The sequence below is a fragment of the Fusobacterium sp. JB019 genome, from assembly GCA_030673965.1.
Lineage (GTDB): Bacteria > Fusobacteriota > Fusobacteriia > Fusobacteriales > Fusobacteriaceae > Fusobacterium_B.
In genome coordinates, this window is sequence record JAUTCN010000002.1 from 42670 (window position 1) to 66947 (window position 24278).

Sequence of the window (24278 nt, forward strand, 5' to 3'; positions counted from 1 at the left end):
ATATAAAAGCCTTGGTAAAAACCAAGGCTTTTTCATTAAAATAATAATCCAAGATAATAAATATAAGAATTTTCAATATGTTCTTCAAAAGCTTTAATAGCTTCTTCTTTTTTACCATCTAAAATTAAATCGATAATGTGAATATGTTCGTCATTAGATGTAAAAATTCTTTCCATGCTTCTTTTATCAAAAGAAAGTTTTCTAACTCTAATAAGATGTTCAAATGTTGTTTTCATCATAGACTGTACAAAAACGTTGTCAACAGAATTTAAAAAATATAGATGAAAATCGTTATCTAATTTATCTCTATCTTCTTGAGATAAAGAATTGTAGGCTTCAAATCTTTTCTTAAAAATTTTTAATTTTATTTCTGAAAGATTTGGGAAAGCCATTCTTACAATAACAGGCTCAAAATTTTTCCTCGCTTGGAAAATATTATTTAACATAGTTTCATCAACTTCTGTTACAAACATTCCTTTTCTTGGAAGACTTGTAATCCAAAGTTCAGATTCTAGTCTTGCCAGTGCTTCTCTTATAGGTGTTCTACTTACATCAAGTAATTCACTTAGCTTTTTTTCTTCTAAATAATCACCAGGTCTAAATTCAACATCCATAATTTTATGCTTAATAAGGTCATAGGCCTTTTCTTTTAAATTTAAGTAACCTTCCATAATTTCCTCCTCTAAAATACAGTCTTTTCTAAAAAAGACTACTCTTAGTATACAATTAAAAAATAAAAGTATCAAGGAAAAATTTTAAAAATATAGAAGAAATTTTAATAATATGATAAAATTATAATATAAAATTTAAGGAAAGGTGAAAAGTGAAGGATAAAAATATAAGATTAATAGTGACGGATTTAGATGGGACTTTTGTTAACAAAAGTAAAGAAGTTACAAAAACAAATAGAAAAGCAGTAAATTCCTTAATAGAAAAAGGGCTAGAATTTGTAGTAGCTTCTGGAAGAGATTATACAAGTATAAAGGATATAACTAAGGATATTAAGAAGATAAGATATCATATTTGTTTGAACGGGGCTAAGATTTATAAAAATGATGAAATAATATATCAAAAAACTGTAGATAAAGATATTTGTTTTGATATATTGAAAAAAGCTACAGAAATGAATATAAATTATAGTGGTACAGCAGGAAAAGATATATGTTATTCTCAACTGGATACTGAATATTATAAAGAATTTTCTCTTGAGGAAAAAAACTTTAATTTTATTTCAAATGAGGATAAGAAAAATATAGTTGCCAAAGATTTTGAAAAGATGGTTTTTTATGGAGATTTGGATCATTTAAAAATTTTAAGAGATTATGTTGAAAATAAATATTCTTCAGTAGTAAATGTTTTTGTCTCTGGGGATAGAATAATGGATATTGTTAATATTGAATCTAATAAAGGAAATGCACTTAAGATAGTATCAAAAGATTGCGGAGTTTCTCTAGATGATGTAATAGCTTTTGGAGATAATGAAAATGACTTAGCTATGTTAGAAGAGGCAGGTTTAGCTGTAGCTGTTAAAAATGCAAAGGAAATAGTAAAGAAAAGAATAGAAGAAATAACAGATTCCAATGAAGAAAGTGGAGTTGGAAATTACTTGAACAAATATTTTAAATTATAAATTACTAGGAGGGAAAATGAAATTTATTTCATGGAATGTTAACGGAATTAGAGCTTGTGTAAAAAAGGGATTTTTAGATTTCTTCAGTGAGGCAGATGCAGATATATTTTGTCTTCAAGAAACTAAATTACAAGCAGGACAAATAGATTTAGAATTAGAAGGGTATCATCAATATTGGAATTATGCAGAAAGAAAAGGATATTCAGGTACAGCTTTATTTACAAAGGTAAAACCTATTGAAGTAACTTATGGAATGGGAATAGAAGAGCATGATAAGGAAGGAAGAATAATAACTGCAGAATACGAAGATTTTTATTTTGTAACTATTTATACTCCAAATTCAAAAACAAAATTAGAAAGATTAGATTATAGAATGATTTGGGAAGATGAATTCAAATCATATTTAAAAGGATTAGAAAAAACTAAACCTGTTGTTTTTTGTGGAGATTTAAATGTAGCTCATAAAGAAATAGATTTAAAAAACCCAAAAGCAAATAGAAAAAATGCAGGATTTACAGATGAAGAAAGAGGGAAATTTGATAATTTAGTTAATGATGGATTTATAGATACTTTCCGTTATTTCTATCCTGATGCAATAGAAAGATATTCTTGGTGGTCATATAGATTTAATGCAAGATCAAGGAATGCAGGCTGGAGAATAGATTATTTCATGGTTTCAGAATCTTTAGCTGATAAATTAGAATCAGCAGAAATTCATAGTGAAATATTAGGTTCAGATCATTGCCCAGTTGAAGTTATTATAAAATAATTAAATTAAAAAGCAGCATTTTTTTCATGCTGCTTTTTTTTATTTCACACATGTTTTTTTATTAAGATATAATCTAAATAATTCTGAAACAACAAGGAAACCTAAAATTATAGCTCCGCAAACAATAAGTGTTTCAGCTCCTTTTTTTAAGGCCATAGAGTATTTTTTATTTATAAGATAAAACATAGTATAATAAGCTCCTCCTCCAGGAACAAGTGGAGTTAATGTTGGAATTAATGCAGAGGTTATGGGAGTTTTAAAATAGATAGCTATTAGTTGTGAAACAAAAGTTATCCAAGCTCCAGCTAAAAAGAAAGAAATTCCAATAGAAAATCCAAGTTTAGTTGTAAATAAATATATTATCCACCCAATAGCTCCACCGATAGCAGACCAAAATGCAATTTTTCCACGGACATTAAATATAATTGTAAATCCAACAACACTTAAGATAGAAAAGATAAATTGAGTTATCAATATATAACACCTCCCATGAAAGTAAATATTTTAAAAACAAGTCCAACTCCCACAGAAAGTGAAGCGGCTACCATAATAACTTCCATTAATCTAGAACTTCCTGCCATTAAATCTCCAGCAATAAAATCTCTCATTGCATTTGCAAAGGCTAGTCCAGGAACTAATATCATAAGACAAGCAATAATAATAATTGAAGTTTTTTCAGTATATCCAAGATAAGTAGCAACACATGCAACAGTTGTACATGCAGCGCTTCCTGCAATATTTACTAAAACTCCATTAATTTTATATTTATTAAAAAAGGAAGTAGCAAGGCTTAGGAAAAATCCTCCAAAGGCACCAACAATTGCTTCTGACTTTCCTCCACCAAAAACAATTCCAAATGACATTCCAACAATAACACATCCAATTACATATCTATGAAATTCTAAGAAGTAATTATCATTTACTTTAGTCATTTCTCTATAAAAATCTTTATAACTATAATTTTCTATATTATTAATGAGGTTATTTACAAGATGAAGTTTTTGAATATTCAAATCTCTAGAGTTTATTCTAGTGACTTTAGAACGATACTCTTTATCTCTTCCTGAAAGAGATACAACGATACAAGTTAATGTAGAAAAAGTTTCAACTTCGTATCCAAAATTTTTACCAATGGTACAAATTATTTCTTCAGTTTTATAGACTTCTGCTCCATTTTTTAGGTATAATTTTCCAACAAAAGATACAAGTTCCAAAACTTCATATTCACTGCATTTGCATCCCATAAATTCCTCCAATTAATTACGACTTTATTACACCTAAATTATATCAAAAAATAAATTACAATACTATAAAATAATTGTGAAAGTGTATTAAAACACTAAATAATATTGACTAATTAGATAAAAAAGGTTATTATAATGGGAGGTAAGCAGGTGGGCGACTTTAACAACCCATATAGCTTGCTATTTTTTTTTGTTAAATAAGGAGTAGAAATGAAAAAGATGGACAATAAATTTATTAAATCCCTAGTGATTTTAGCCATACCGATAATATTACAAAATTTAATTACAGCATCATTAAATTTGCTAGACAATATAATGATTGGACATTTAGGAGTTAGTGAGATAGCATCTATTGGTCTTGCAAATCAATATTATTTGATATTTTTTATGACTGTTACTGGATGTGCATTTGGTTCTGGTATATTTATGTCACAATTTTGGGGAAGGAAGGATATAAAAAGTATAAAAAAATATTTGGGGATAGCAATAATATCTTCAGTTGGTTTTTCTATATTATTTGCTTTAGTAGCCTTTATATATCCGGAATATATAATTAAAATTTTCACAGATGATATACAGGTAATAAATTTAGGAGTGGGATATTTAAAATTTGTTGCTTTAAGTTATATATTTACAGCTTTATCTGTTACAATTCAAACTTGTCTTAGAAGTACAGGACAAACAGCTCTTCCAATGAAAGGAAGTATAATTGGATTAGTTTTTAATGGTATTTTAAATTATATATTTATTTTTGGTAAATTAGGGGTACCTGCTATGGGTGTTTCTGGTGCTGCAATAGGTACAACTTTTTCAAGATTTTTTGAATTATCATATTTAATATACATGATTTATTCTAAAGATAATATAATTAAATCAACATTTAAAGAAATGTTTGGTTTTTCAAGTTTTATGTTAAAATCTTATATTAGAAAAGCAAGCCCTGTAATTGCAAATGATTTTCTATGGATAATGGGAATGACTTTTTATTCTAAAGCTTACGCATTACTAGGAACAGAATCAATTGCCACAATGCAAATAGCTCTTATTATGAATAATTTATTTTTAATTTGCGGGCAAGGAATTGCTATAGCAGCAGCAATAATGATAGGAAATAATATTGGGGAAGGAAAAGCTTTTTTAGAAATAAAAAAAGATGCATATAATATTTCTATATTTACAATAGTAATAGGAATAATTATAGGAATAATATTTTTTATAGTAGCTCCTTATGTAATGCTTTTATTTAATGTAACTCAGTCAGTTAAAGAAGATGTAATTTTTATAATAAGAACTATGTCAGTAGTTCTTCCACTTAGATTTTTTGGAGTCTTACAAATTATAGGAACATTTAGAAGTGGAGGGGATGTTTTATATGCTATTTATACAGAAATGATGAGCTTATGGGTAGTAGGTATTCCTTTAGCTTTCTTTTCAGCAATATATTTAAAAGTGGATATAAGAATTGTATATATGTTTGTTTGTGCAGAAGATATAGCAAAAATATTCTTTATTATACCTAGATTAAAATCAGGAAAATGGATAAAAGTTATAATATAATAAAGCTCCCTAGGGAGCTTTATTTAATTATTCATCATTTTCTTCTTTTATATTAGCCTCAATATAGATATTATTTGCCATTTGTTTCATAACTTTTTTAGCAACTTTTAAATCTTCTTGAGAAATATTTTGAGTAAGTATTTCACTACTTTTTAGAAGGATATTTATGATATCATTTTTTATTGTTAGTCCTTTTTTAGTAATATAAAGATTATGAATCCTTTTGTTTTCTGGATTTTTTATTTTATAAACATAATCATTAGCAATTAGTTCTTTAATTGCTTTGGCAACTTCAGATTTTCTAATTTTTAAATTCTCAACAATATCTTCTTGGCAGATTCCTTCATTATGATAAAGTTCTACTAAAACTTTAAATTCATGTCTTTTTATATTATAAGGGGTTACTTTTTTATAAATATAATTAAATAAATATCTTGAAGTAACATCAATATATTTACCTATTGAAACATTTCCTGTGATAAATTTCATATCCATATAGATCTCCTTTTCAAATTGTTTCTTACTATAAAGTATATCAAATTATGACAGAATTTATAATTTATTTTATTCAAAAATAGAAATTTTATTTTTGGAAAGCTTAAATAGTGTAATTGACAGTAATATTCCAATTAAAATAAAAGAAAATATAAATGGAAATTTTATTAAATTATTATTAAGACATTTTGCTGTAAAATTTATTGATAGAGGTGATAAAAATTGTCCAAAGTACATACTGCTGTTAACTAATGCCATGGCAAAAGTACTGTTTTTATGTGAAGTATATTTTCCTGTAGTCACAAAAATTAAAGGAAGTATAATTCCTAGGCCAATACCAATAAAAATTAAAGAAAAAACTATTTTTATTATAGAATTAGATATTGTTAGCAATAAGAATCCAATAAACATAGTTGTTAATGAAAAAGTTAAAGTGTATTTTTTAAAATAATTTGAGAAAGTATGGAAAAAAATTCCAATTACAAAAGAAGTTAAATTTAATGTAGAAATGATAATCCCTGATATACGTGCATCTCCTAATTGCATATTTTTTATAATTATAGATATGTTAGTTGGAACAGAATAAAAAACAATATTAACTATTCCTATTAGTAACATTAATAGATATATATTTTTATTTAAAGGAGAAATTTTATTGTATTTTTTAGCTTCATGTTTTTGATGCTCTGGTAAATTAAAAATTATCATAAATAATGTAAAAAAGGCAATTCCATAAACACCAAATGAGAATCTCCAGTTAATAGAGGTTAATACACCAGCTGAAATTATTGCAATAACAGCTCCTAAATTATTTACTGCCATAGCATATCCCATCATTTTGTTTCGTTCGGCACCTTTGAAAAAATCTATAATTAATCCTGTTGAAAGAGGAAGAATTAATCCAACTCCAATACCTAAAAGAGCTCTGAAAAGAAATAAAACATAAATATTTTTAGCAAATCCACCTCCAAGACCACCTATAATATAAATGCTAACTCCCACGATTAATAGAGATCGTTTTTTTATTTTGCCTGTTAATTTTCCTGAGATTATACTAGATGGAATAATCATAAGAGAAGAAATTGTTAGAATCATTTTTATAAATAAATCTGTAGAATTATTAAAAGTTTCGCTTATGTTTCCAAGAGCTGGAGCTATAGCTGCTCCAGACATGATAAGTAATATAGAAATGGAAAGTATGGATAATTTTGTTTTCATGAAGATTCTCCTTTTAGTATAATTATTTAGTGTTAATATTATTTAATAATATCTTGCCAAAGAGGGGACTTAAATATACCTTCTTTAGCTTCTTTTTCAAGTTCTAGAAATAAGTTCCAAGGGACAGCATAAGTTAATAAATCTTTTGGTAAAATATTTTGTATAGTTTTTCTGGCAGCTAGATCAATCATTCCTAATACAGCTTTAGGATTATTACTTTCTCCTTCTTTAAAAACATAGGCTCCTATCATTTGACATGCTGCTCCTTGAGGAGTTATTGTTTCATTAATTCCTTTTCTGATAGATCCTGTAAGGGTAATAAGAGCTGTTAGCTGAAGAGGATTTACATTAAAGATTACAGATTCTGGAATTTCATCTTTTTTTAAATCTTTTAAAGGTTTTAAAATTACATATTTTTCTGGCCAATTATAAATAGGTAATTCTTCTGTAATCCATTTATAAGCTTTTTCTCTTGTCTTTTGAAACCGTTCTCCTTCAATAAGTTTTTTTCTAACATGAGGATTAGCTTGCTCAGCTATTTTTCTATATTCTTCAGGATTTTTAGCGTCTTCAATTCCTTTAGAGAAAAAAGCTGAAAAAGTTTCATATCCTCCCATATTATTAGAATAACCTGATCCAAATCCTAATCCAGCTTTAGCACCTGGGCATCCGTAGGTTTCACGATCAAAAACTGCAATTTTACTATTTTTAGTAACTTGTGCATAAAGAGACATTATACATACATATTTTTCTGGTTGGGCTTGAATAGAATTTTTAGGTTTTTCATTACTTCTTAAAAGAACCACAGTTTCTAAATATGGTTTTAAACAATTAACAATATTACTGTTCATAAATTTTCCCTCCTGTATAGTTTCGATTAGAAACTATTATACATGACAGAGCTTAAATAATCAATATTTTTTTATTTCTTTTTAGAATTAATACAAAAAAAAGGAATTAGATATTAACTTAATTCCTTTTTATATTTAAAGTGAAGTATATAATTAAAATTTTTAATTGTTGAAAGAAGAAACCATAATAGCTTTTATTGAATGAAGTCTATTTTCAGCTTGATCAAAAACAACAGAGTTTTCACTTTGAAAAACCTCATCTGAAACTTCAAGTTCTTTTGTTCCAAATTCTTTGAAAATTTCATTTCCTATATCAGTTTCTAAATCATGAAAAGCAGGAAGACAATGTAAGAATATAGCATCATTTTTAGCATAAGACATTGCTTTTTCATTTACTTGATAAGGCTTTAAAGAAGCAATTCTTTTTTTCCAAGTTTCCTTTGTTTCTCCCATTGAAACCCAAACATCTGTATAAATAGCATCTACATCTTCTAATCCTTTTTCAACTGAATCAGTGAAAGTTAAATTAGCATTTGTTTTTTCAGATATTTTAGAACAAATATCTATTAAATTTTTTTCAGGAAATAAATCTTTAGGAGCAACAATTCTAAAATCTAATCCTAGTTTAGCAGCACCTACCAAAAGTGAGTTAGCTACATTATTTCTTCCATCTCCAATATATGCTAATTTAACACCTTTAAGTTTTCCTTTGTGTTCTTTAATAGTTAGAAAATCTGCAATTATTTGAGTAGGATGATAACTATCAGTAAGTCCATTCCAAACAGGAACTCCAGAATAAAGAGCTAAATCCTCAACACTTTCTTGTTTATAACCTCTATATTGAATACCATCAAACATTCTTCCAAGTACTTTAGCAGTATCTTTAATAGATTCTTTTTTTCCAATCTGACTTCCTGAAGAATCAAGATATGTGGTATTAGCCCCTTGATCTGAAGCTGCAACTTCAAAGGCACATCTAGTTCTAGTTGAAGTTTTTTCAAATATAAGAGCAATATTTTTTCCAACTAATGTTTTTTCTTCCATACCTAATTTTTTATCTTTTTTTAATTTAGCTGATAAATTTATTAAATTATTAATTTCTTCTTGTGTAAAATCTAGTAATTTTAAAAAATGTTTTTTATTCATCTTTTCCCTCCAGTAATATTAAAATTCTTTTATAGTTTCTTCTAAAAGTTCAGCAGCTTTATCCAGTTCTTTGTAAGTAACATTTAAAGGTGGAAGTAATCTAACTGTATTATTTCCAGCTCCAACTAATAAGAAATGTTTTTCAAAAGCTTTTTTTACAAAGTCACCAACCTTTATTTTATCTTTTAATTTTAGACCAAGTAAAAGGCCCATTCCATTTATATTTTCAAATAATTCATATTTTTCAATTAACAAATTAATTTTTCCTTTGAAATAAGAACCTTTTTTATTAACTTCAGCTAAAATATTATTTGAAGTTAATTGATCCACAACAGTATTTGCAACTGAGCAAGCTAGGGGATTACCTCCGAAAGTTGATCCGTGATCTCCTGGTTTTAGTGTGTCAGCAGCTTTTTTTCCAACAAGAACAGCTCCAATTGGAAATCCACCTCCAAGACCTTTAGCAACAGTTATAATATCAGGAGTTACAGAAAATTTTTGGTAGGCAAAGAATGTTCCAAGTCTACCTATTCCACATTGAACATCATCAGTTATAAGTAGAGCATTATTTATATCACATAAATTTTTAACTGTTTGTAAAAATTCAGGATCTATTTCAATTATTCCACCTTCTCCTTGTATAAGTTCAATAATTACACCGCAAACTGTTCTATCAAACTTAGCATAAAAATCTTTTATATTATTAAATTCACATTGGACAGTTCCACCTAGGATAGGCTTATATGGAGTTTGATATTTTTCTTGTCCAGTTACAGAAAGAGCTCCTAAAGTTCTTCCATGAAAAGAGTTTTTCATATAAAGTATTTTGTTTTTATCCTTAGAGAAGTTTTTACCAAATTTTCTAGCTATTTTTAAAGCTAATTCATTTGCTTCTGTTCCACTATTACAGAAAAACACCTTGTCTAAATCTCCAAGTTTGTTTAATTTATCAGCAAGATTTAATTGCTTATCATTCCAATAAAGATTTGATATATGCATAAGAGTTTCACTTTGGTTTTTTATAGTTTTTACAATTTCAGGATTACTATGTCCTAAACAGTTTACAGCAATTCCAGAAACAAAATCGAAATATTTTTCATTATTTATATCATAAAGATAAACACCCTTTCCCTTTGTAAATATAGCATCAAATCTATTATATGTATTTAAAACATTGTTAGTATTCATTAAATTCCTCCCTTTAATTTTTTATAATTGTAGTTCCAGTATTTGAATTTGTAAATAATTCAAGAAGTAGTGAGTGATCAAGATTTCCATCAATTATATGAACATGGTCAACTCCATTTTTTAAAGAAGATAGACATGCTTCAACCTTTGGAATCATTCCATCTGTAATAATTTTATTTTCAATAAGAGTCTTTGCTTCATGATAGTTTAAAGATTCTATTTTAGAAGAATAATTATTAATATCAGTCATTATTCCAGGAGCATTTGTAATAAATATAAATTTATGAGCTTTTAGTTTACTAGCAATTGAGCTAGCAGCATAATCAGCATTTATATTATAAGTATTTCCATTATTATCAATCCCAATGCTTGAAATAACAGGGATATAATCCTCTTTTATAAGTGTATATAAAATTTTAGGATTAATATCTAAGATTTCCCCTACATTTCCAATATCAATTTTTTCATTATTATCAATTATATATTTTTTTTCTGCCAGAATAAGGTTACTGTCTTTTCCACTTAGTCCAATTGAGTTTCCACCATATTTATTGATTAAAGAAACTAGGTTTTTATTAACTTTTCCAGATAAAATCATTTCAACTATTTCCATAGTTTCGTCATCAGTTACCCTGTTTCCTTTTAAGAAAACAGAATCTTTATTTAATTTTTTTAGCATCTTATTAATATCAGGTCCACCTCCATGAATAACAACTGGATGACTTCCTAATTTTTTTAAAAAGATAATATCTTTTATAAACTCATGTTTTTTATTTTCATTTACTAAAGCATTACCACCATATTTAATAACTATAATTTTTCCAACCAGATTATTAATATGAGGAATAGCTTCAATAAAGGCATTAGTTTTAATTTCTTTTTTTTCCATAATTTCTCCTTTTATGAACGATAAGAACCGTTTATTTTTACATATTGATAGCTAAGGTCGCATCCCCATGCTTTAGCATTATATTTTCCATCTTTTAAATCAACTAAAATATTTATTTCATCTTCTTTTAAAATTTCTTTAATATGATCTTCATTAAATGGGACTCCAGCTCCATTTTTAACAACTTGCATAGAATTTTCATTTGCGTTTAAATGGATATCAATGTTTTCTATATTAAAATCAGCTTCAGAATATCCAACAGCACATAAAATTCTTCCCCAGTTAGCATCTTCTCCAAAGAAAGCACATTTAGTTAAATTAGAAGTTATTATAGATTTTGCAACTAATTTAGAATCTTTTTTTGTTTTCCCGTTTAATACAGAAACTTCTAAAAGTTTAGTAGCTCCTTCTCCGTCCTTTGCAATTAATTTAGCTAAAGTTTTATTAACATAATCAAGAGCATCTTTAAATATTTTTAAATCTTCATTTTCACTATCTATTAATTTATTTTTAGCAGCTCCATTTGCCATAATAATACACATATCATTAGTACTAGTATCTCCATCAACAGATATCATATTGAAAGTATTGTCCACACTTTCTTTAAAGATTTTTTTTAGTAATTCTTTTGAAATATTAATATCTGTAAATAAATTTCCAAGCATAGTTGCCATATTAGGATGAATCATACCTGATCCCTTTGCAATTCCAGAAAGAGTAACTGTTTTGTTATCAATTTCCATTTGAACTGTAACTTGTTTAGGGAAGGTATCAGTTGTAAGTATTGCTAAGGCAGCGTCATTTCCTCCATCCTTTGATAATTTTGTACAAATATTATTTATTCCAGAAGTTATTTTATCCATTGGAAGAGGAAGACCAATTATTCCAGTTGATTGAACAAGTACTTCTTTTGGTGAGATATTTAAATTTTTACTAACAAGTTCAGTCATTTTAATAGCATCTTCATATCCATTTTCTCCGTTACATGCATTGGCGTTTCCACTGTTTATTATTAAAGCTTGAGTGTTTGTATTTTCTATATTAGTCATACTTAAAATAACAGGTGCAGCCTTTACTTTATTTTGTGTGAAAGCTCCAGCAGCTATTGATTGTTCTTCACTATAAATTAAACATAAGTCTTTTTTTCCACTTTTTTTAAGGCCACACGATATTCCTGCAGCTTTTATTCCTTTAACTGTTGTAATAGATGCGTCTTTTAAAATTTTCATATGTTTCTCCTTTTTATATATTCATGCCCAAATACGTTAGGCCTTCAAATTCATTAAAATTAAATAAAATATTCATGTTTTGAACTGCTTGACCTGCAGCTCCTTTTATTAAATTATCAATAGCTGAAATAACTATTATTTTATTTGTTCTAGGATCAATTTTTAAACTGATATCACAGAAGTTACTTCCCTTTACAAATCTTGTTTCTGGAAGATAATCTAGAACTCTAACAAAATAACTAGAGTTATAAAACTCTTTATAAATTTTTAAAATATCCTCTAAAGATTTAGAAACTTTTAAACTAGCATATGATACTGCTAAAATTCCACGGTTCATAGGAACAAGATGTGGTGTAAATAAAGTTTTTATTTCTTTGTTTCCAATTAAAGAAAGTTCTTGTTCTATTTCAGCAGTATGTCTATGAGTTCCAACTCCGTAAGCTTTTATAGATTCATTACATTCACAAAATAGGCTTCCTGTTTTTAAAGATCTACCAGCTCCAGAAACTCCTGACTTAGCATCAATTATAATGGAATTAAGATCAATTAAATTATTTTTAACTAAAGGAGCAAGAGCTAGTAAACTAGCAGTTGCATAACATCCAGGATTAGCAATTATTTTTGCTTTTTGTATTTCTTCCTTTGATTTTAATTCAGGTAAACTATATATAGAGTCCTTGATTAGTTCAGGGAAATTAAATTTTATTTTATACCAATTGGAGAAAATTTCAGGATCAGTTAATCTAAAATCAGCTCCAAGATCAATTACTTTAACATTATTTTCTACAGCTAATTTTACTAAATTAGCAGATTTTCCATGAGGAAGAGCTAAAAATAAAACATCAATATTTTTAAGATTTTTAGAAGCTTCTTCAGGGGATATAAGTTTAGAGTCCAACCTGTATTTAAAGTTAGGATAAATTTCACTAAATTTTTCACCAAAATAGCTATTAGAAGCCATAAATTCAATTTTTACAAATTTGTGGTTTACTAGTAACCAAACAAGTTGTTGCCCTGCATATCCAGTAGCTCCAATGATTCCTACTTTTAACATTTTAACCTCCTACAAAAAAAACCAGTGATTTAGATATTATTCTAAATACACTGGTTCAAATAAAAAAAGCCAACATAAGGGAATGTTGGCAAAACAAATCTAATAATTTTGTTAATTATAAAAAAGTAAATTAAAAAATTATGACGTTAATCGAACATTCAGAATAATAGTTTTATTATGTTTAGTCATTATCCTGAAATTCCTTAGTAACATCATGTTTTCCTCCTTTTAATTTATTTGATTAGGATATTAACACAAAAAGATTATCCTGTCAACAAAAAAATAAATTAAAGGAGAAAAAACAAATTAATTAAGTGATTTTATAAAGGTTTCAAAGGCGTTATTTCCATTGATATCATTTTTGAAAACTCCTGCATTTTCAAGAACTTTAGAAAAGATTAAGCCTATTTCTTCCTGTAAGATATTTTCAATATTATTTTTATTTAACTTGTTATTATATTTTTTTAATAAAGTTTCACACCATTTAACGTGTTTTGAAACTTTTGTATTATTTTTTATTAAATTAATCGAATCATTTTTAAGTAAAAGTTCCATAAGAATTGAAATTTCTTCCTTTAATCTTCCTGGTAAAACAGCAAGTCCCATAACTTCAATAAGTCCAATATTTTCTTTTTTTATATGATGAAGTTCTTCATGGGGATGAAATATTCCTAAAGGATATTTTTCAGATGTTCTATTGTTTCTTAAAACAAGATCTAACTCATATTCATCATCTTTTTTTCTTGCTATTGGAGTTATTGTATTGTGAGGAGTCTCATTTGAAAAAGCTAAGATATCACATTTAGGATCTGAATAATTTTTCCATTTTATAAAGATTTTATTAGCTAATTCTATTAGAGCTTTTTTATCTTTTCCTCTAAGTCTTATAACACTCATAGGCCATTTTACTTTTTCAACTTGAATATTTTCATAATTTTTTATAGTAAAAGTTTTTTCTTTAGAAGCTATTGCCATTGGAAAATCATGACATCCCCCTTGGAAATGTTCATGGCTTAATATAGAACCTCCGACGATAGGTAAATCAGCATTTGAACCAATGAAATAATGAGGGAAGATATCTATAAAATCAAATAATTTTTCAAAAGTATCTTTATTTATTTTCATAGGATTATGTTCTCCAGAAAGAACAATGCAATGCTCATTATAATATACATATGGAGAATACTGTAAGAACCAAGCTTCATTTTCTAAACTTATTGGAATTATCCTATGATTTTGTCTTGCAGGATGATTTAGATTTCCTGAATATCCAACATTTTCTTTACAAAGAAGACATTTTGGATAAGAAGAAGATTTAATAAGTTTAGCCTTTGCTATATCCCTTGGATCTTTTTCAGGTTTAGAAAGATTAATAGTTATTTCTAAATTTCCATATTCTGTTTTAGATAGCCAGTGAAGATTTTTTTCTATTCTATCCATTCTTATATAATTTGTATTTTGAGAAAACTCATAATAATTACTAGTGGCTAATTTTGGTGAAACTTCATAGTCTTTTTTAAATTTTTTGGTTATGTCACTTGGTTTTAAAATAAATTCTCCCATTATTTTAGTATCAAATAAATCTCTCTGGCTAGTAGTATCTTCTATTAGTTTATTTTCCACAGCGAAATCACAAATTTTATTTAAAATTTTATGGATAGGTTTTTTTTCAAATATTATTGGTTGTAAAGAACTTATGTCTATAGAGTCTATTTTCAAAATATTATAAACTTTATTTCTAAAATAAGAGAAATCTTCTTTTTCAATAAAATTAACATGTAGGGCGTAGTCTAGTAAGTTTTCAATTTCTAAATAAATATTTTTATTATTCACTATAAATCACCTAGCTTTTTAGAGCCATCCCCAATATTTGCAATATAAAAATCAGCAGCAAGTCCTGTTTCTTCTTTATATTTTTTTCCAACATTTTTAATAAATTCATCTATAGAATCATTTTTAACTATACTTACAGCACATCCACCAAATCCAGCTCCAGTCATTCTAGCACCAATTGTTCCAGGTTCTTTCCAAGCAAATTTTACAATAGAATCAAGTTCAAATCCAGTAACTTCATAATTATCTCTAAGGGAAATATGAGATTCATTCATCAATTTTCCAAAAGTTTCAATATCATTTTTTTTAAGTGCTTTAATACTATTTAAAACTCTTTCATTTTCACTAACAGCGTGGGTAGCTCTAAGTAATGCTTCTTCAGATTTTATAAAATGCTTAACTTCTTCAAATTCTTTTAATGAAAGATCACATAAATTATTAATATTAACATTAGAATTTTGTAAATCTTTTAAAGCTTCTTCACATGAATTTCTTCTTTCATTGTATTTAGAATCTGCAAGACCTCTTCTTTTATTAGTATTCATAATGACAATTGAAGCATTTTCAAGAGAAATAGGAGCATATTCATAGTCTAAAGTATCACAATTAAGTAAAATAGCATGATCTTTTTTTCCCATTCCCACAGCAAATTGATCCATAATTCCACAACTAACTCCTATAAATTCATTTTCAGCTTTTTGAGAATATTTAACAATATCAACCATAGGAATATTTAAATTAAAAGTTGTATTTAAAATAGTTCCCATTAAAACTTCTAAGGAAGCTGAAGAAGATAAACCAGCACCATTTGGAATATTTCCATAAAAGACGATATCTAAACCAAAAGGGATATTAAAATTATTGTCTTTTATTACTTTGATTACTCCTTTACAATAATCACCCCACACATCAGTCTTTATTAATTCATTAATATTAAAATTAATTATGTTATCCTCAGGAAAGTTAATAGAAAATAAATTAAAGTTTTGGTCTTCTCTTTTTCTACAAATAGCATAAGTACCAAAACTTAAAGCACAAGGAAAAACAAATCCCCCGTTATAATCAATATGTTCTCCAATTAAATTAACTCTTCCAGGAGTAAAATAAAACTCTTTATTTTCTAAATTTCCAAATAATTCTTGGAATTTAACAAGCATTAGATTTTTAATATCCATTTTCACCCTCCTAAATTATATATTATGTGCTTTAATTATACTTTGTGTTGAAAAAAAAACAACTTCTTTTACTAAAAAGATACCACACTTAATTAAAAAAGTTAAAAAAGTTTTAGGAATACCCTATTTTTCTTTTGACAAATATTATAAAATATATTAAAAATAGATATAAGATATTTAGGAGAGAGAGATGAAAGAGAGCGTAAGAGAGTACGAAATATTAAAAGTAATAAAAGAGAGAATGAGTATTTCTAGAATGGAATTAGCGAAGCTATTTAATCTTACTCCAGCAAGAATTTCTAAATTAATCAATAATTTATTGGAAGAAGAGATAGTTGTAGAAAAGGAAGAGGGAAGATCCACAGGTGGAAGACGCCCAATGCTTTTATCTATAAATGAAGATAAATTTAAAAATATTTTAGGAATAAATATCACAGCTAATGACAGAATATTTTTATCCATAAGTAAGATAAATGGGGACTTTATTAAAAAAATTAAAATAGATCTTTTAGAGAAAAACAAAAAAGATATGTTGAATTTTTTAGATAAGTTAATTAGAAAAAATTTAGAAAAAAATGAAAATATCGGAGTCATTGTTCTTGTTGTAACAGGTCCAGTAGATGAAGAATTTTCTAAAATTCTAATGTCTCCTCACTATGAGTGGGAAACTAATAATATTGTAAGGTATCTAGAAAGAAAATATGATTTACCCATCATTTTAGAAAATGATGTAAGAGCAATGGCTTATACAGAAAAACAAATAGGTTCTTGCAAGGAAGTTGAAAATTTTGTAATGTTAAATTTATGTCAAGGGATAGGGACTTCATCTTTTATAGATAATAAAATGTATAGAGGTTTTCATTCTATGGCAGGAGAAATAGGACACATAGTAATTAATACAAATAGTATTAGAAAATGTTCTTGTGGAAAAAGAGGATGTTTAGAGGCAGAAGCTTCAGATAAGGCTATATTAAAAAGATTAGAGTCTGAAATAAAAGTTGGGAAATATAGTATTTTAAAAGAGATATTGCAAAAAAAAGGAAAGTTAGAGATAAAAGATGTTTTATATGGAATCAAGAAGAGAGATTTTCTAGTTATAAAAGCTATTACAGAGGCTGTTGAATATATTGCTCAAGGATTAAATATTATTATTTCAATAGTGGATCCTGAAAAGATAGTTTTGGCAGGAGAGCTTTTTAAAAGTGAATTTGTAATGGAGAATATAAGGTTTTATTTAAATAAAATATCTTTAGATATTCAAAAATGTGAAATAGAAAGCACTAAATTAGGAGAAGATCTAATGTATTACTCAGCTATATCTGTAGTTAGAGAAAATTTGTTTGAGAATTTAAAATTTACAGAAAAATACATATAAAAGTTAGGTGAAAATTCATGGGAGGTATAGAAAAAAAGTATTTTGGAAAATTAAAAACAGGGGAAGAAGTATATTCTTATATTCTTAAAAATAAAGAATTAGAAGTAGAAGTTTTGGATTATGGAGGGATTATTCGGCGGATTTTAACAAAGGATAGAGAAGGGAAAGCTGAAAATATAGTCTTAAATTTTAAAACTTTAGAAGAATATGAAAATAATCCAGATTATCATTTAGGTGGAATAGTTGGAAGAAATGCAGGAAGAATAAAAGATGGAAAGCTCAAAATTAAAAATGAAATATACCAGCTTCAATTAAATAATGAGGGGAATAATTTACATGGTTATCCAGATTATTTTGTAACTAAATTATGGAAAGAGTCAAGAATTATACAAGAGGATCAACTGAAATTGATTCTTAGTAGAAAATCTCCTCATATGGAATCTAATTTTCCAGGAAATATAGATTTGAGAGTTATTTATACTTTGAAAGAAAATAAGCTAATAATAGAATATATAGGTATTCCAGATAGAGAAACCTATATGAACTTAACAAATCACACTTATTTTAATTTAAGTGGAGATGTTAAGGAGGACATTGGAAATCAAAAAATACAACTATTTTGTGATAAATATATACAAGTTGACGAATCAACTTTACCAAAAAATATTTCAAATGTAGATTTGAGCGTATTTGATTTAAGAAAAGAAACGGTGTTAAATGAAATATTAAAATCAGATAATGAACAAATAAAAATAGTTAATAACGGACTAGATCATCCCTTTATTTTTTCTAAAAAAATGAAAATAGATGGGAAGATTTTACATGAGAAAAGTGGAAGAACTATGGAGGTTAAAACAAATCAACCTGTTGTGGTTGTTTATACTGGAAATTATCTAGATGAAATATTTGAGAAAAATCATTTGGGAGTTTGTTTGGAAATGCAAGATTATCCAGATGTATTGCAATTTTTAAGTGGAAATGCAAAATTATATTCTGAAAAAAACAAATATTACAATAAAAGTGAATATACTTTTTATAGTTTTTGACAAAACTTTGAACAAAAAAAGTTTAATTTATTGACAAAAAATATTAATTGAAGTATAACTATAGATAGTAAGATGAACATAAAAATATAGCAGAGTTATAAAATTGAAAAAAAATTAGGAGGTAGTTATATTATGAAAAAGGCGGGATTATTATTAGGATCAGTAATATTAGCAGCAGGTTTAGTAGGATGTGGAGGAGATAAAAAAGCAGATGAGCCACAAAAACTAAGAGTAGGTTTTACAGCATATAAATATGACGATAACTTTATAGCATTATTTAGAAAAGTAGTTGAAAGTGAAGCATCTAAAGTTGCAGATAAAGTTGAATTACAAATGAATGATTCTCAAAATAGTCAAACTACACAAAATGATCAAATAGATGTTATGTTATCTAAGGGAGTAGATTCTTTAGCTATAAACTTAGTTGACCCAGCAGCAGGACAAACAGTAGCAAACAAAATAAAAGAAGCTGGAATACCAGTAGTATTTTATAATAAAAGACCAAAAGATTCAGTTATTCAATCTTATGACAAAGCTTATTATGTTGGAATAGATCCTAATGCACAAGGAATTGCTCAAGGTGAATTAGTTGGGAAATATTGGAAAGCTCATCCTGAATTAGATTTAAATAATGATGGAGTTATCCAATATGTAATGTTAAAAGGAGAACCAGGACATCCAGATGCAGAAGCAAGAACAAAATATTCAATAATTGCATTACATGATATGGGAATTGAAACTGAGCAGTTACATTTAGATACAGCTATGTGGGATACAGCAATGGCAAAAGATAAAATGGATGCATGGTTATCAGGACCAAATGGAGATAATATAGAAGTTATTATTTGTAACAATGATGGAATGGCATTAGGTGCTATTGAATCACAAAAAGCATTCGGAAAAACATTACCAGTATTTGGTGTAGATGCTCTTCCTGAAGCTCTTGTAAAAATCAAAAAAGGTGAAATGGCTGGAACAGTTCTTAATGATGCTGATGGTCAAGGTAAAGGAACATTTGATATAGCTGTTAACTTAGCAGCAGGAAAAGAAGCAACTGAAGGAACAGATTTAGTATTAGAAAATAGAGTATTATTAGTTCCAAGTATCGGAATTGACGCAGATAATGTAGATCAATATTAATTTTAGTCAAGATTAAATTATAAAAATTAAATTAATTTTTAGAGGGAGTGATTTTCACTCTCTCTTTTAATGAAACTAGATGCTTAAATTATTAGAGAAATGGAGAAAACTATGGAAAATAAAGAATATTTATTAGAAATGAATAAAATTTCTAAATCATTTCCAGGAGTAAAGGCCTTAGATGAAGTTTCATTGAAAGTTAGACCACACAGTGTTCATGCTCTTATGGGAGAAAATGGAGCTGGAAAATCTACACTTATGAAATGTTTATTTGGGATTTATAGGAAAGATGGAGGAACTATTCAGTTTGATGGAAAAGAAATTAATTTTACATCAACTAGGGAAGCATTGGATAATGGAGTTTCAATGGTTCATCAAGAATTAAATCAAGTTATTCAAACAAATGTATTAGATAATATTTGGTTAGGAAGATTTCCAACTAAAGGATTATTTGTTGATGAAAAAGCAATGTATGATAAGACTATTGAAATTTTTAAAAATTTAGAAATAAATTTAAATCCAAGAATGAAAGTTAAAGATTTATCAGTATCTCAAAGACAAATGATAGAGATAGCAAAGGCAGTTTCATATGATTCTAAAATAATAGTTATGGATGAGCCTACTTCTTCTTTAACAGAAAATGAAGTAGAACATTTATTTAAAATTATAAGAAGACTTAGAGAAAATGGTTGTGGAATAATTTATATTTCTCATAAAATGGAAGAAATAAAAGCTATATCTGATGACATTACAATAATGAGAGATGGAAAATGGATAGCAACAGAAAAAGTAGATGATTTAACTACAGATGAAATAATAAATCTTATGGTTGGAAGAGACTTAACAGATCGTTTCCCTCCAAAGGACAATAAACCAGGAGAAGTGATATTAGAAGTAGAAGATTTAACAGCAAAGTATCAACCTTCAATAAAAGAAATTAGTTTTCAATTACATAAAGGAGAAATTTTAGGTGTTGCAGGACTAGTTGGAGCTAAAAGAACAGATATAGTTGAGACAATATTTGGGATTAGAGAAAAAGAGAAGGGGAAAATAAAATTATTTGGAAAAGAAATAAATAATAAATCTCCTAAAAAAGCTGTAAAAAATGGTTTTGCTTTAGTTACAGAGGAACGTAGAGCAACAGGGATATTTTCAATGCTAGACATTAAAGAAAATACAGTTTTAGCAAATATTGATAGTTATGTAAAAAAAGATCAATTATTAGATAATGAAAAAATGAGAGATGATACTCAGTGGGGAATTGATAGTATGAGAACTAAGACTCCAACTCAGCGTACTCGTATTGGAAGTCTTTCAGGAGGAAATCAACAAAAAGTAATACTTTCAAGATGGCTTTTAACAGAACCTGATGTTCTTATGTTAGATGAGCCTACTAGAGGAATTGATGTAGGAGCTAAATATGAAATTTATCAGCTTATGATAGAACTTGCCAAAAAAGGTAAAGGAATTATAATGGTTTCATCAGAGATGTCAGAACTTTTAGGAGTTAGTGACAGAATACTTGTAATGAGTAATGGAAAAGTTGCAGGAATTGTTAATGCAAAAGAAACTACTCAAGAGGAATTGTTAAGCCTTTCAGCGAAATATTTATAATTAATATATAAAAACTTAAGGAGATAAATTATGGATTTAAGATTGCAGAAGAAAAAAGACGGGAAAATAGATATAAAGAATCTATTTATAAGAAGTGGATTATATTTAGTTTTATTTATAATGTTAGTTATGATAGTAGTTAAAGAACCAACATTTTTAAGTGTTAGAAACTTTAAAAATATATTAACACAGTCTTCAGTAAGAGCTATTATAGCTCTTGGAGTTGGTGGAATTATAGTTACTCAAGGAACAGACCTTTCAGCAGGAAGACAAGTTGGATTAGCTGCAGTTATTTCAGCTTCTCTTTTACAGGCAGCAGATAATATAAATAAGGTTTATCCAGATATGGGTCAGATACCTTTATTTTTAGTAGTTCTTATAGTTATGGCTATTGGAGCAGTTATAGGAGCTTTTAATGGAGCTATTACAGTTTGTTTGAACATACATCCATTTATAGTTACAATGGGATCTATGACAATTGTTTATGGAATAAATTCTCTTTATTATGATTTTGCAGGAGCTTCTCCAATTTCAGGATTTAGTGAAAACTATTCTTATTTTGCTCAAGGGTCATTTAATTTATTTGGATTTAAATTACCTTTCTTAATAATTTATGCTACTATAGCAATGGTAATTATGTGGGTATTATGGAATAAAACAAAATTTGGTAAAAATGTATTTGCAGCAGGTGGAAATCCAGAAGCAGCGAGAGTTTCAGGAGTTAACGTTGTACTTACAATGATATTAATTTATGCATTATCAGGAATGTACTATGCTTTTGGTGGTTTCTTAGAAGCTGGACGTATTGGTTCTGCAACTAATAACTTAGGATTTATGTATGAAATGGATGCAATCGCTGCCTGTGTTATAGGAGGAGTATCTTTCTATGGTGGTGTTGGTAGAATTTCAGGAGTAATGGTAGGAGTTATAATATTAACAGTTTTAAACTATGGTCTAACTTATGTTGGAGTAAGTCCTTACTGGCAATATATTATTAAAGGTGCAATTATTATAGCAGCAGTAGCATTTGATGCAATGAAATATGCTAAGAAAAATTAAGAATATAAAATCAAAAAATAAAAATAGCGAGATTATTCTCGCTATTTTTTAATTAATCTAATTCTTTAAAATCTTCTTTACCTACTCCACAAATTGGACAAACCCAATCATCAGGTAATTTTTCAAAAGGTGTTCCTGGAGCAATTCCTGCATCTTCATCCCCAATTGCTGGATCGTAAATATAACCACATGGTTCACATTCCCATTTTTTCATATTAAATCCTCCTTTTATATATTAATATATTATTTAATAATAATAATATTATAATCTATATTAGAGTTTTTTAAAAATTAACAATTTCAGCAGTAGCCTCATACCAAGGTCCTTCTTCATCTTCTCCATATTCAAGATAAAAACTAACTTGTAAATCTTCTAAAGTAAATCCTACTGAGTTTTCATCCTTAATATCAAAGAATTCAATTTTTTTAAACTTAGTATTAGCTAGTTCACTAGCTACAGTCTCGTTAGTTTCAATAAGCTCTTTTAAATCTTCTTCAATTTCATAACCTCTTTTTTGAAACTCTTCATTTATTCTGTTCATTAATTTCATTAATTTTTCTTCCATACATCCTCCATATTATTTTATTTTAAATAATCTTATTAAATTTTTCCATTTTTTTACAAGGAACAAAATAAATTTAATTTTTTTAACTTCAAATGGAACTTTTTTCAATGCTTTTTCCATTTGTTTTTCTATTTCTAAATCTGTCATAATTCACATCCTAATTTTTTAATTCTTTAATACTTTAATTATAATCTTTTTTTTATAAAAATCCAAGAGTTTTTAATGAGAAAATCCAAATAAACAATGTTAATATAGCAATAACTGAAGAAGAAACAATTAATTCAGCTGCTAAGTTTTCATCTCCTCCTATTTCTTTAACCATAATAAATGAAGAAATAGATATTGGGGCTCCAGTGGCTCCTAATATAGCAAGTAAATGTTCATTTACAAACCCCATTTTTATACCTATTACAATTGCTATAAAAGGTAAAAATATTAATTTCATAAAAGTTGTTACGAAAATAAACTTTAAATTTTTAATAAGACTTGAAAATCTTAAAGTAGCTCCTAGAATAATAAAAGCAAGAGGTGTAGCAACTTTACCCATACTAACAAGAGGACTTAATATTAAATTAGGAATTTTTATTCCTAAAACAACGAAAATTATTCCTAAAAAGCAAGCTATAATCAATGGATTTTTTAATATAGCGATAAATAATTTCTTTTTACTAGCATTTTTATTAGCATATCCTTCTAGGATTAATATAGCTAAGATATTAAATAAAGGAATAATACCAGTTATTGCAATGGATATAATTCCAGCTCCATTTACTCCATAAAGGGAAGTAGCCATAGGTATTCCAAATAGAATTAAGTTAGCTCTATAAGATCCTTGTATCATTACAGGGACTTTGCTAATATCAGAAACTGTTTTTCTATATAATAAGAAATAAAATATAGTGGTTGAGATGATAACTCCCCATACAAGAAGTATAAGAGTTAAATTTTTAATATCAATTAAAGCTTCCACATCCATTTTAGAAACATTTACAAACAGAAGAATTGACATAAAAACTCTAAATACTAGTTTATTCATGATTGTTAAAGAGTGTTCATCAACCATATTTAATTTCCTAATTAAATACCCCACACTCATCATAAAGAAAATAGGAAAAACAACATTCAACGACAGCAGTAAATTTGTAATCATAAGTAATAATACATCCTTTTTTTTAAAATTATAGTATAAAAAGATACGGT

The 24278-nt window shown here is 27.2% G+C and carries 25 protein-coding genes; 8 read left to right on the forward strand and 17 right to left on the reverse strand.

Translation table 11 applies throughout. The annotated features are described in order from the left end of the window. Nucleotides 1-35: 35 nt before the first annotated feature. Entirely contained in the window at nt 36-671 is a 636-nt protein-coding gene (locus Q7K47_00435) for a GntR family transcriptional regulator (protein ID MDP0505668.1), read from the reverse strand. Nucleotides 672-823: 152 nt separating this feature from the next. Between Q7K47_00435 and Q7K47_00440 the strand changes: the two genes are divergently transcribed. Beyond that, nucleotides 824-1630, forward strand: coding sequence for an HAD family hydrolase (locus Q7K47_00440; protein ID MDP0505669.1), 807 nt, complete (start codon nt 824-826; stop codon nt 1628-1630). A gap of 16 nt (nt 1631-1646) precedes the next feature. After that, on the forward strand, nt 1647-2399 hold the full coding sequence (locus tag Q7K47_00445; GenBank protein MDP0505670.1) for an exodeoxyribonuclease III: 753 nt from the start codon (nt 1647-1649) through the stop codon (nt 2397-2399). 39 nt (nt 2400-2438) lie between these two features. On the opposite strand, the gene Q7K47_00450 is transcribed toward Q7K47_00445, so the two are convergent. Both Q7K47_00450 and Q7K47_00455 read right to left on the reverse strand, forming a co-directional pair. Further along, a complete protein-coding gene (locus tag Q7K47_00450) occupies nt 2439-2873 on the reverse strand; it encodes a threonine/serine exporter family protein (protein MDP0505671.1) in 435 nt (144 codons plus the stop codon). Then, nucleotides 2870-3643: a threonine/serine exporter family protein gene (locus Q7K47_00455; GenBank protein MDP0505672.1), complete on the reverse strand. Its 774-nt coding sequence runs from the start codon at nt 3641-3643 to the stop codon at nt 2870-2872. The genes Q7K47_00450 and Q7K47_00455 overlap by 4 nt, the downstream gene beginning before the upstream one ends. A 210-nt stretch (nt 3644-3853) precedes the next feature. Here Q7K47_00455 and Q7K47_00460 point away from each other — a divergent pair, with 210 nt between their 5' ends. Further along, the gene (locus Q7K47_00460) at nt 3854-5200 is read left to right on the forward strand and encodes an MATE family efflux transporter (protein MDP0505673.1); all 1347 of its coding nucleotides are present in this window, start codon (nt 3854-3856) and stop codon (nt 5198-5200) included. Between the two features lie 27 nt (nt 5201-5227). Here Q7K47_00460 and Q7K47_00465 read toward each other — a convergent pair whose 3' ends face one another. The 10 genes from Q7K47_00465 to Q7K47_00510 all read right to left on the reverse strand — a co-directional run bounded on the left by Q7K47_00465 (nt 5228) and on the right by Q7K47_00510 (nt 16278). Beyond that, nucleotides 5228-5695: a MarR family winged helix-turn-helix transcriptional regulator gene (locus Q7K47_00465; protein MDP0505674.1), complete on the reverse strand. Its 468-nt coding sequence runs from the start codon at nt 5693-5695 to the stop codon at nt 5228-5230. A gap of 69 nt (nt 5696-5764) precedes the next feature. Further along, nucleotides 5765-6913 (reverse strand): MFS transporter, encoded by a 1149-nt coding sequence (locus tag Q7K47_00470; protein MDP0505675.1) that lies wholly within the window; start codon nt 6911-6913, stop codon nt 5765-5767. A 38-nt stretch (nt 6914-6951) separates the two neighbouring features. Next, nucleotides 6952-7764, reverse strand: coding sequence for a DUF169 domain-containing protein (locus Q7K47_00475; GenBank protein MDP0505676.1), 813 nt, complete (start codon nt 7762-7764; stop codon nt 6952-6954). 162 nt (nt 7765-7926) lie between these two features. Then, nucleotides 7927-8910 (reverse strand): ornithine carbamoyltransferase, encoded by a 984-nt coding sequence (gene argF / locus Q7K47_00480; GenBank protein ID MDP0505677.1) that lies wholly within the window; start codon nt 8908-8910, stop codon nt 7927-7929. Between the two features lie 18 nt (nt 8911-8928). Beyond that, a complete protein-coding gene (locus Q7K47_00485; protein ID MDP0505678.1) occupies nt 8929-10098 on the reverse strand; it encodes an aspartate aminotransferase family protein in 1170 nt (389 codons plus the stop codon). A 13-nt stretch (nt 10099-10111) separates the two neighbouring features. Further along, nucleotides 10112-10987 carry an acetylglutamate kinase gene (gene argB, locus Q7K47_00490; protein MDP0505679.1) on the reverse strand — a complete coding sequence of 292 codons (876 nt, stop codon included), beginning with the start codon at nt 10985-10987 and terminating at the stop codon, nt 10112-10114. An 11-nt stretch (nt 10988-10998) separates the two neighbouring features. Next, nucleotides 10999-12216, reverse strand: coding sequence for a bifunctional glutamate N-acetyltransferase/amino-acid acetyltransferase ArgJ (gene argJ / locus Q7K47_00495; protein ID MDP0505680.1), 1218 nt, complete (start codon nt 12214-12216; stop codon nt 10999-11001). A 13-nt stretch (nt 12217-12229) separates the two neighbouring features. After that, nucleotides 12230-13270: an N-acetyl-gamma-glutamyl-phosphate reductase gene (gene argC, locus Q7K47_00500; GenBank protein ID MDP0505681.1), complete on the reverse strand. Its 1041-nt coding sequence runs from the start codon at nt 13268-13270 to the stop codon at nt 12230-12232. A 306-nt stretch (nt 13271-13576) separates the two neighbouring features. Beyond that, nucleotides 13577-15103 carry a UDP-glucose--hexose-1-phosphate uridylyltransferase gene (gene galT / locus Q7K47_00505; GenBank protein ID MDP0505682.1) on the reverse strand — a complete coding sequence of 509 codons (1527 nt, stop codon included), beginning with the start codon at nt 15101-15103 and terminating at the stop codon, nt 13577-13579. Next, nucleotides 15103-16278, reverse strand: a complete 1176-nt coding sequence (locus Q7K47_00510) for a galactokinase (GenBank protein MDP0505683.1) — start codon at nt 16276-16278, stop codon at nt 15103-15105. Before Q7K47_00510 ends, galT begins: the two co-directional genes overlap by 1 nt. Nucleotides 16279-16468: 190 nt before the next feature. On the opposite strand from Q7K47_00510, the gene Q7K47_00515 reads away from it, so the two are divergent. From Q7K47_00515 to mglC, 5 genes are all read left to right on the forward strand, one after another. After that, on the forward strand, nt 16469-17653 hold the full coding sequence (locus Q7K47_00515; GenBank protein ID MDP0505684.1) for an ROK family protein: 1185 nt from the start codon (nt 16469-16471) through the stop codon (nt 17651-17653). Between the two features lie 17 nt (nt 17654-17670). Then, nucleotides 17671-18699, forward strand: a complete 1029-nt coding sequence (locus Q7K47_00520; GenBank protein MDP0505685.1) for an aldose epimerase family protein — start codon at nt 17671-17673, stop codon at nt 18697-18699. A gap of 132 nt (nt 18700-18831) precedes the next feature. Continuing rightward, a complete protein-coding gene (mglB, locus tag Q7K47_00525; GenBank protein MDP0505686.1) occupies nt 18832-19839 on the forward strand; it encodes a galactose/glucose ABC transporter substrate-binding protein MglB in 1008 nt (335 codons plus the stop codon). A 111-nt stretch (nt 19840-19950) separates the two neighbouring features. Next, nucleotides 19951-21453: a galactose/methyl galactoside ABC transporter ATP-binding protein MglA gene (gene mglA / locus Q7K47_00530; protein ID MDP0505687.1), complete on the forward strand. Its 1503-nt coding sequence runs from the start codon at nt 19951-19953 to the stop codon at nt 21451-21453. A gap of 30 nt (nt 21454-21483) precedes the next feature. Continuing rightward, entirely contained in the window at nt 21484-22512 is a 1029-nt protein-coding gene (mglC, locus tag Q7K47_00535; protein ID MDP0505688.1) for a galactose/methyl galactoside ABC transporter permease MglC, read from the forward strand. Nucleotides 22513-22564: 52 nt separating this feature from the next. Here mglC and Q7K47_00540 read toward each other — a convergent pair whose 3' ends face one another. The 4 genes from Q7K47_00540 to Q7K47_00555 all read right to left on the reverse strand — a co-directional run bounded on the left by Q7K47_00540 (nt 22565) and on the right by Q7K47_00555 (nt 24228). Next, on the reverse strand, nt 22565-22726 hold the full coding sequence (locus tag Q7K47_00540; protein MDP0505689.1) for a rubredoxin: 162 nt from the start codon (nt 22724-22726) through the stop codon (nt 22565-22567). Between the two features lie 70 nt (nt 22727-22796). Further along, on the reverse strand, nt 22797-23078 hold the full coding sequence (locus Q7K47_00545) for a hypothetical protein (GenBank protein ID MDP0505690.1): 282 nt from the start codon (nt 23076-23078) through the stop codon (nt 22797-22799). 12 nt (nt 23079-23090) lie between these two features. Further along, nucleotides 23091-23225, reverse strand: a complete 135-nt coding sequence (locus Q7K47_00550; GenBank protein ID MDP0505691.1) for a hypothetical protein — start codon at nt 23223-23225, stop codon at nt 23091-23093. 52 nt (nt 23226-23277) lie between these two features. Next, a complete protein-coding gene (locus Q7K47_00555) occupies nt 23278-24228 on the reverse strand; it encodes an AEC family transporter (protein ID MDP0505692.1) in 951 nt (316 codons plus the stop codon). Nucleotides 24229-24278 lie beyond the last annotated feature (50 nt).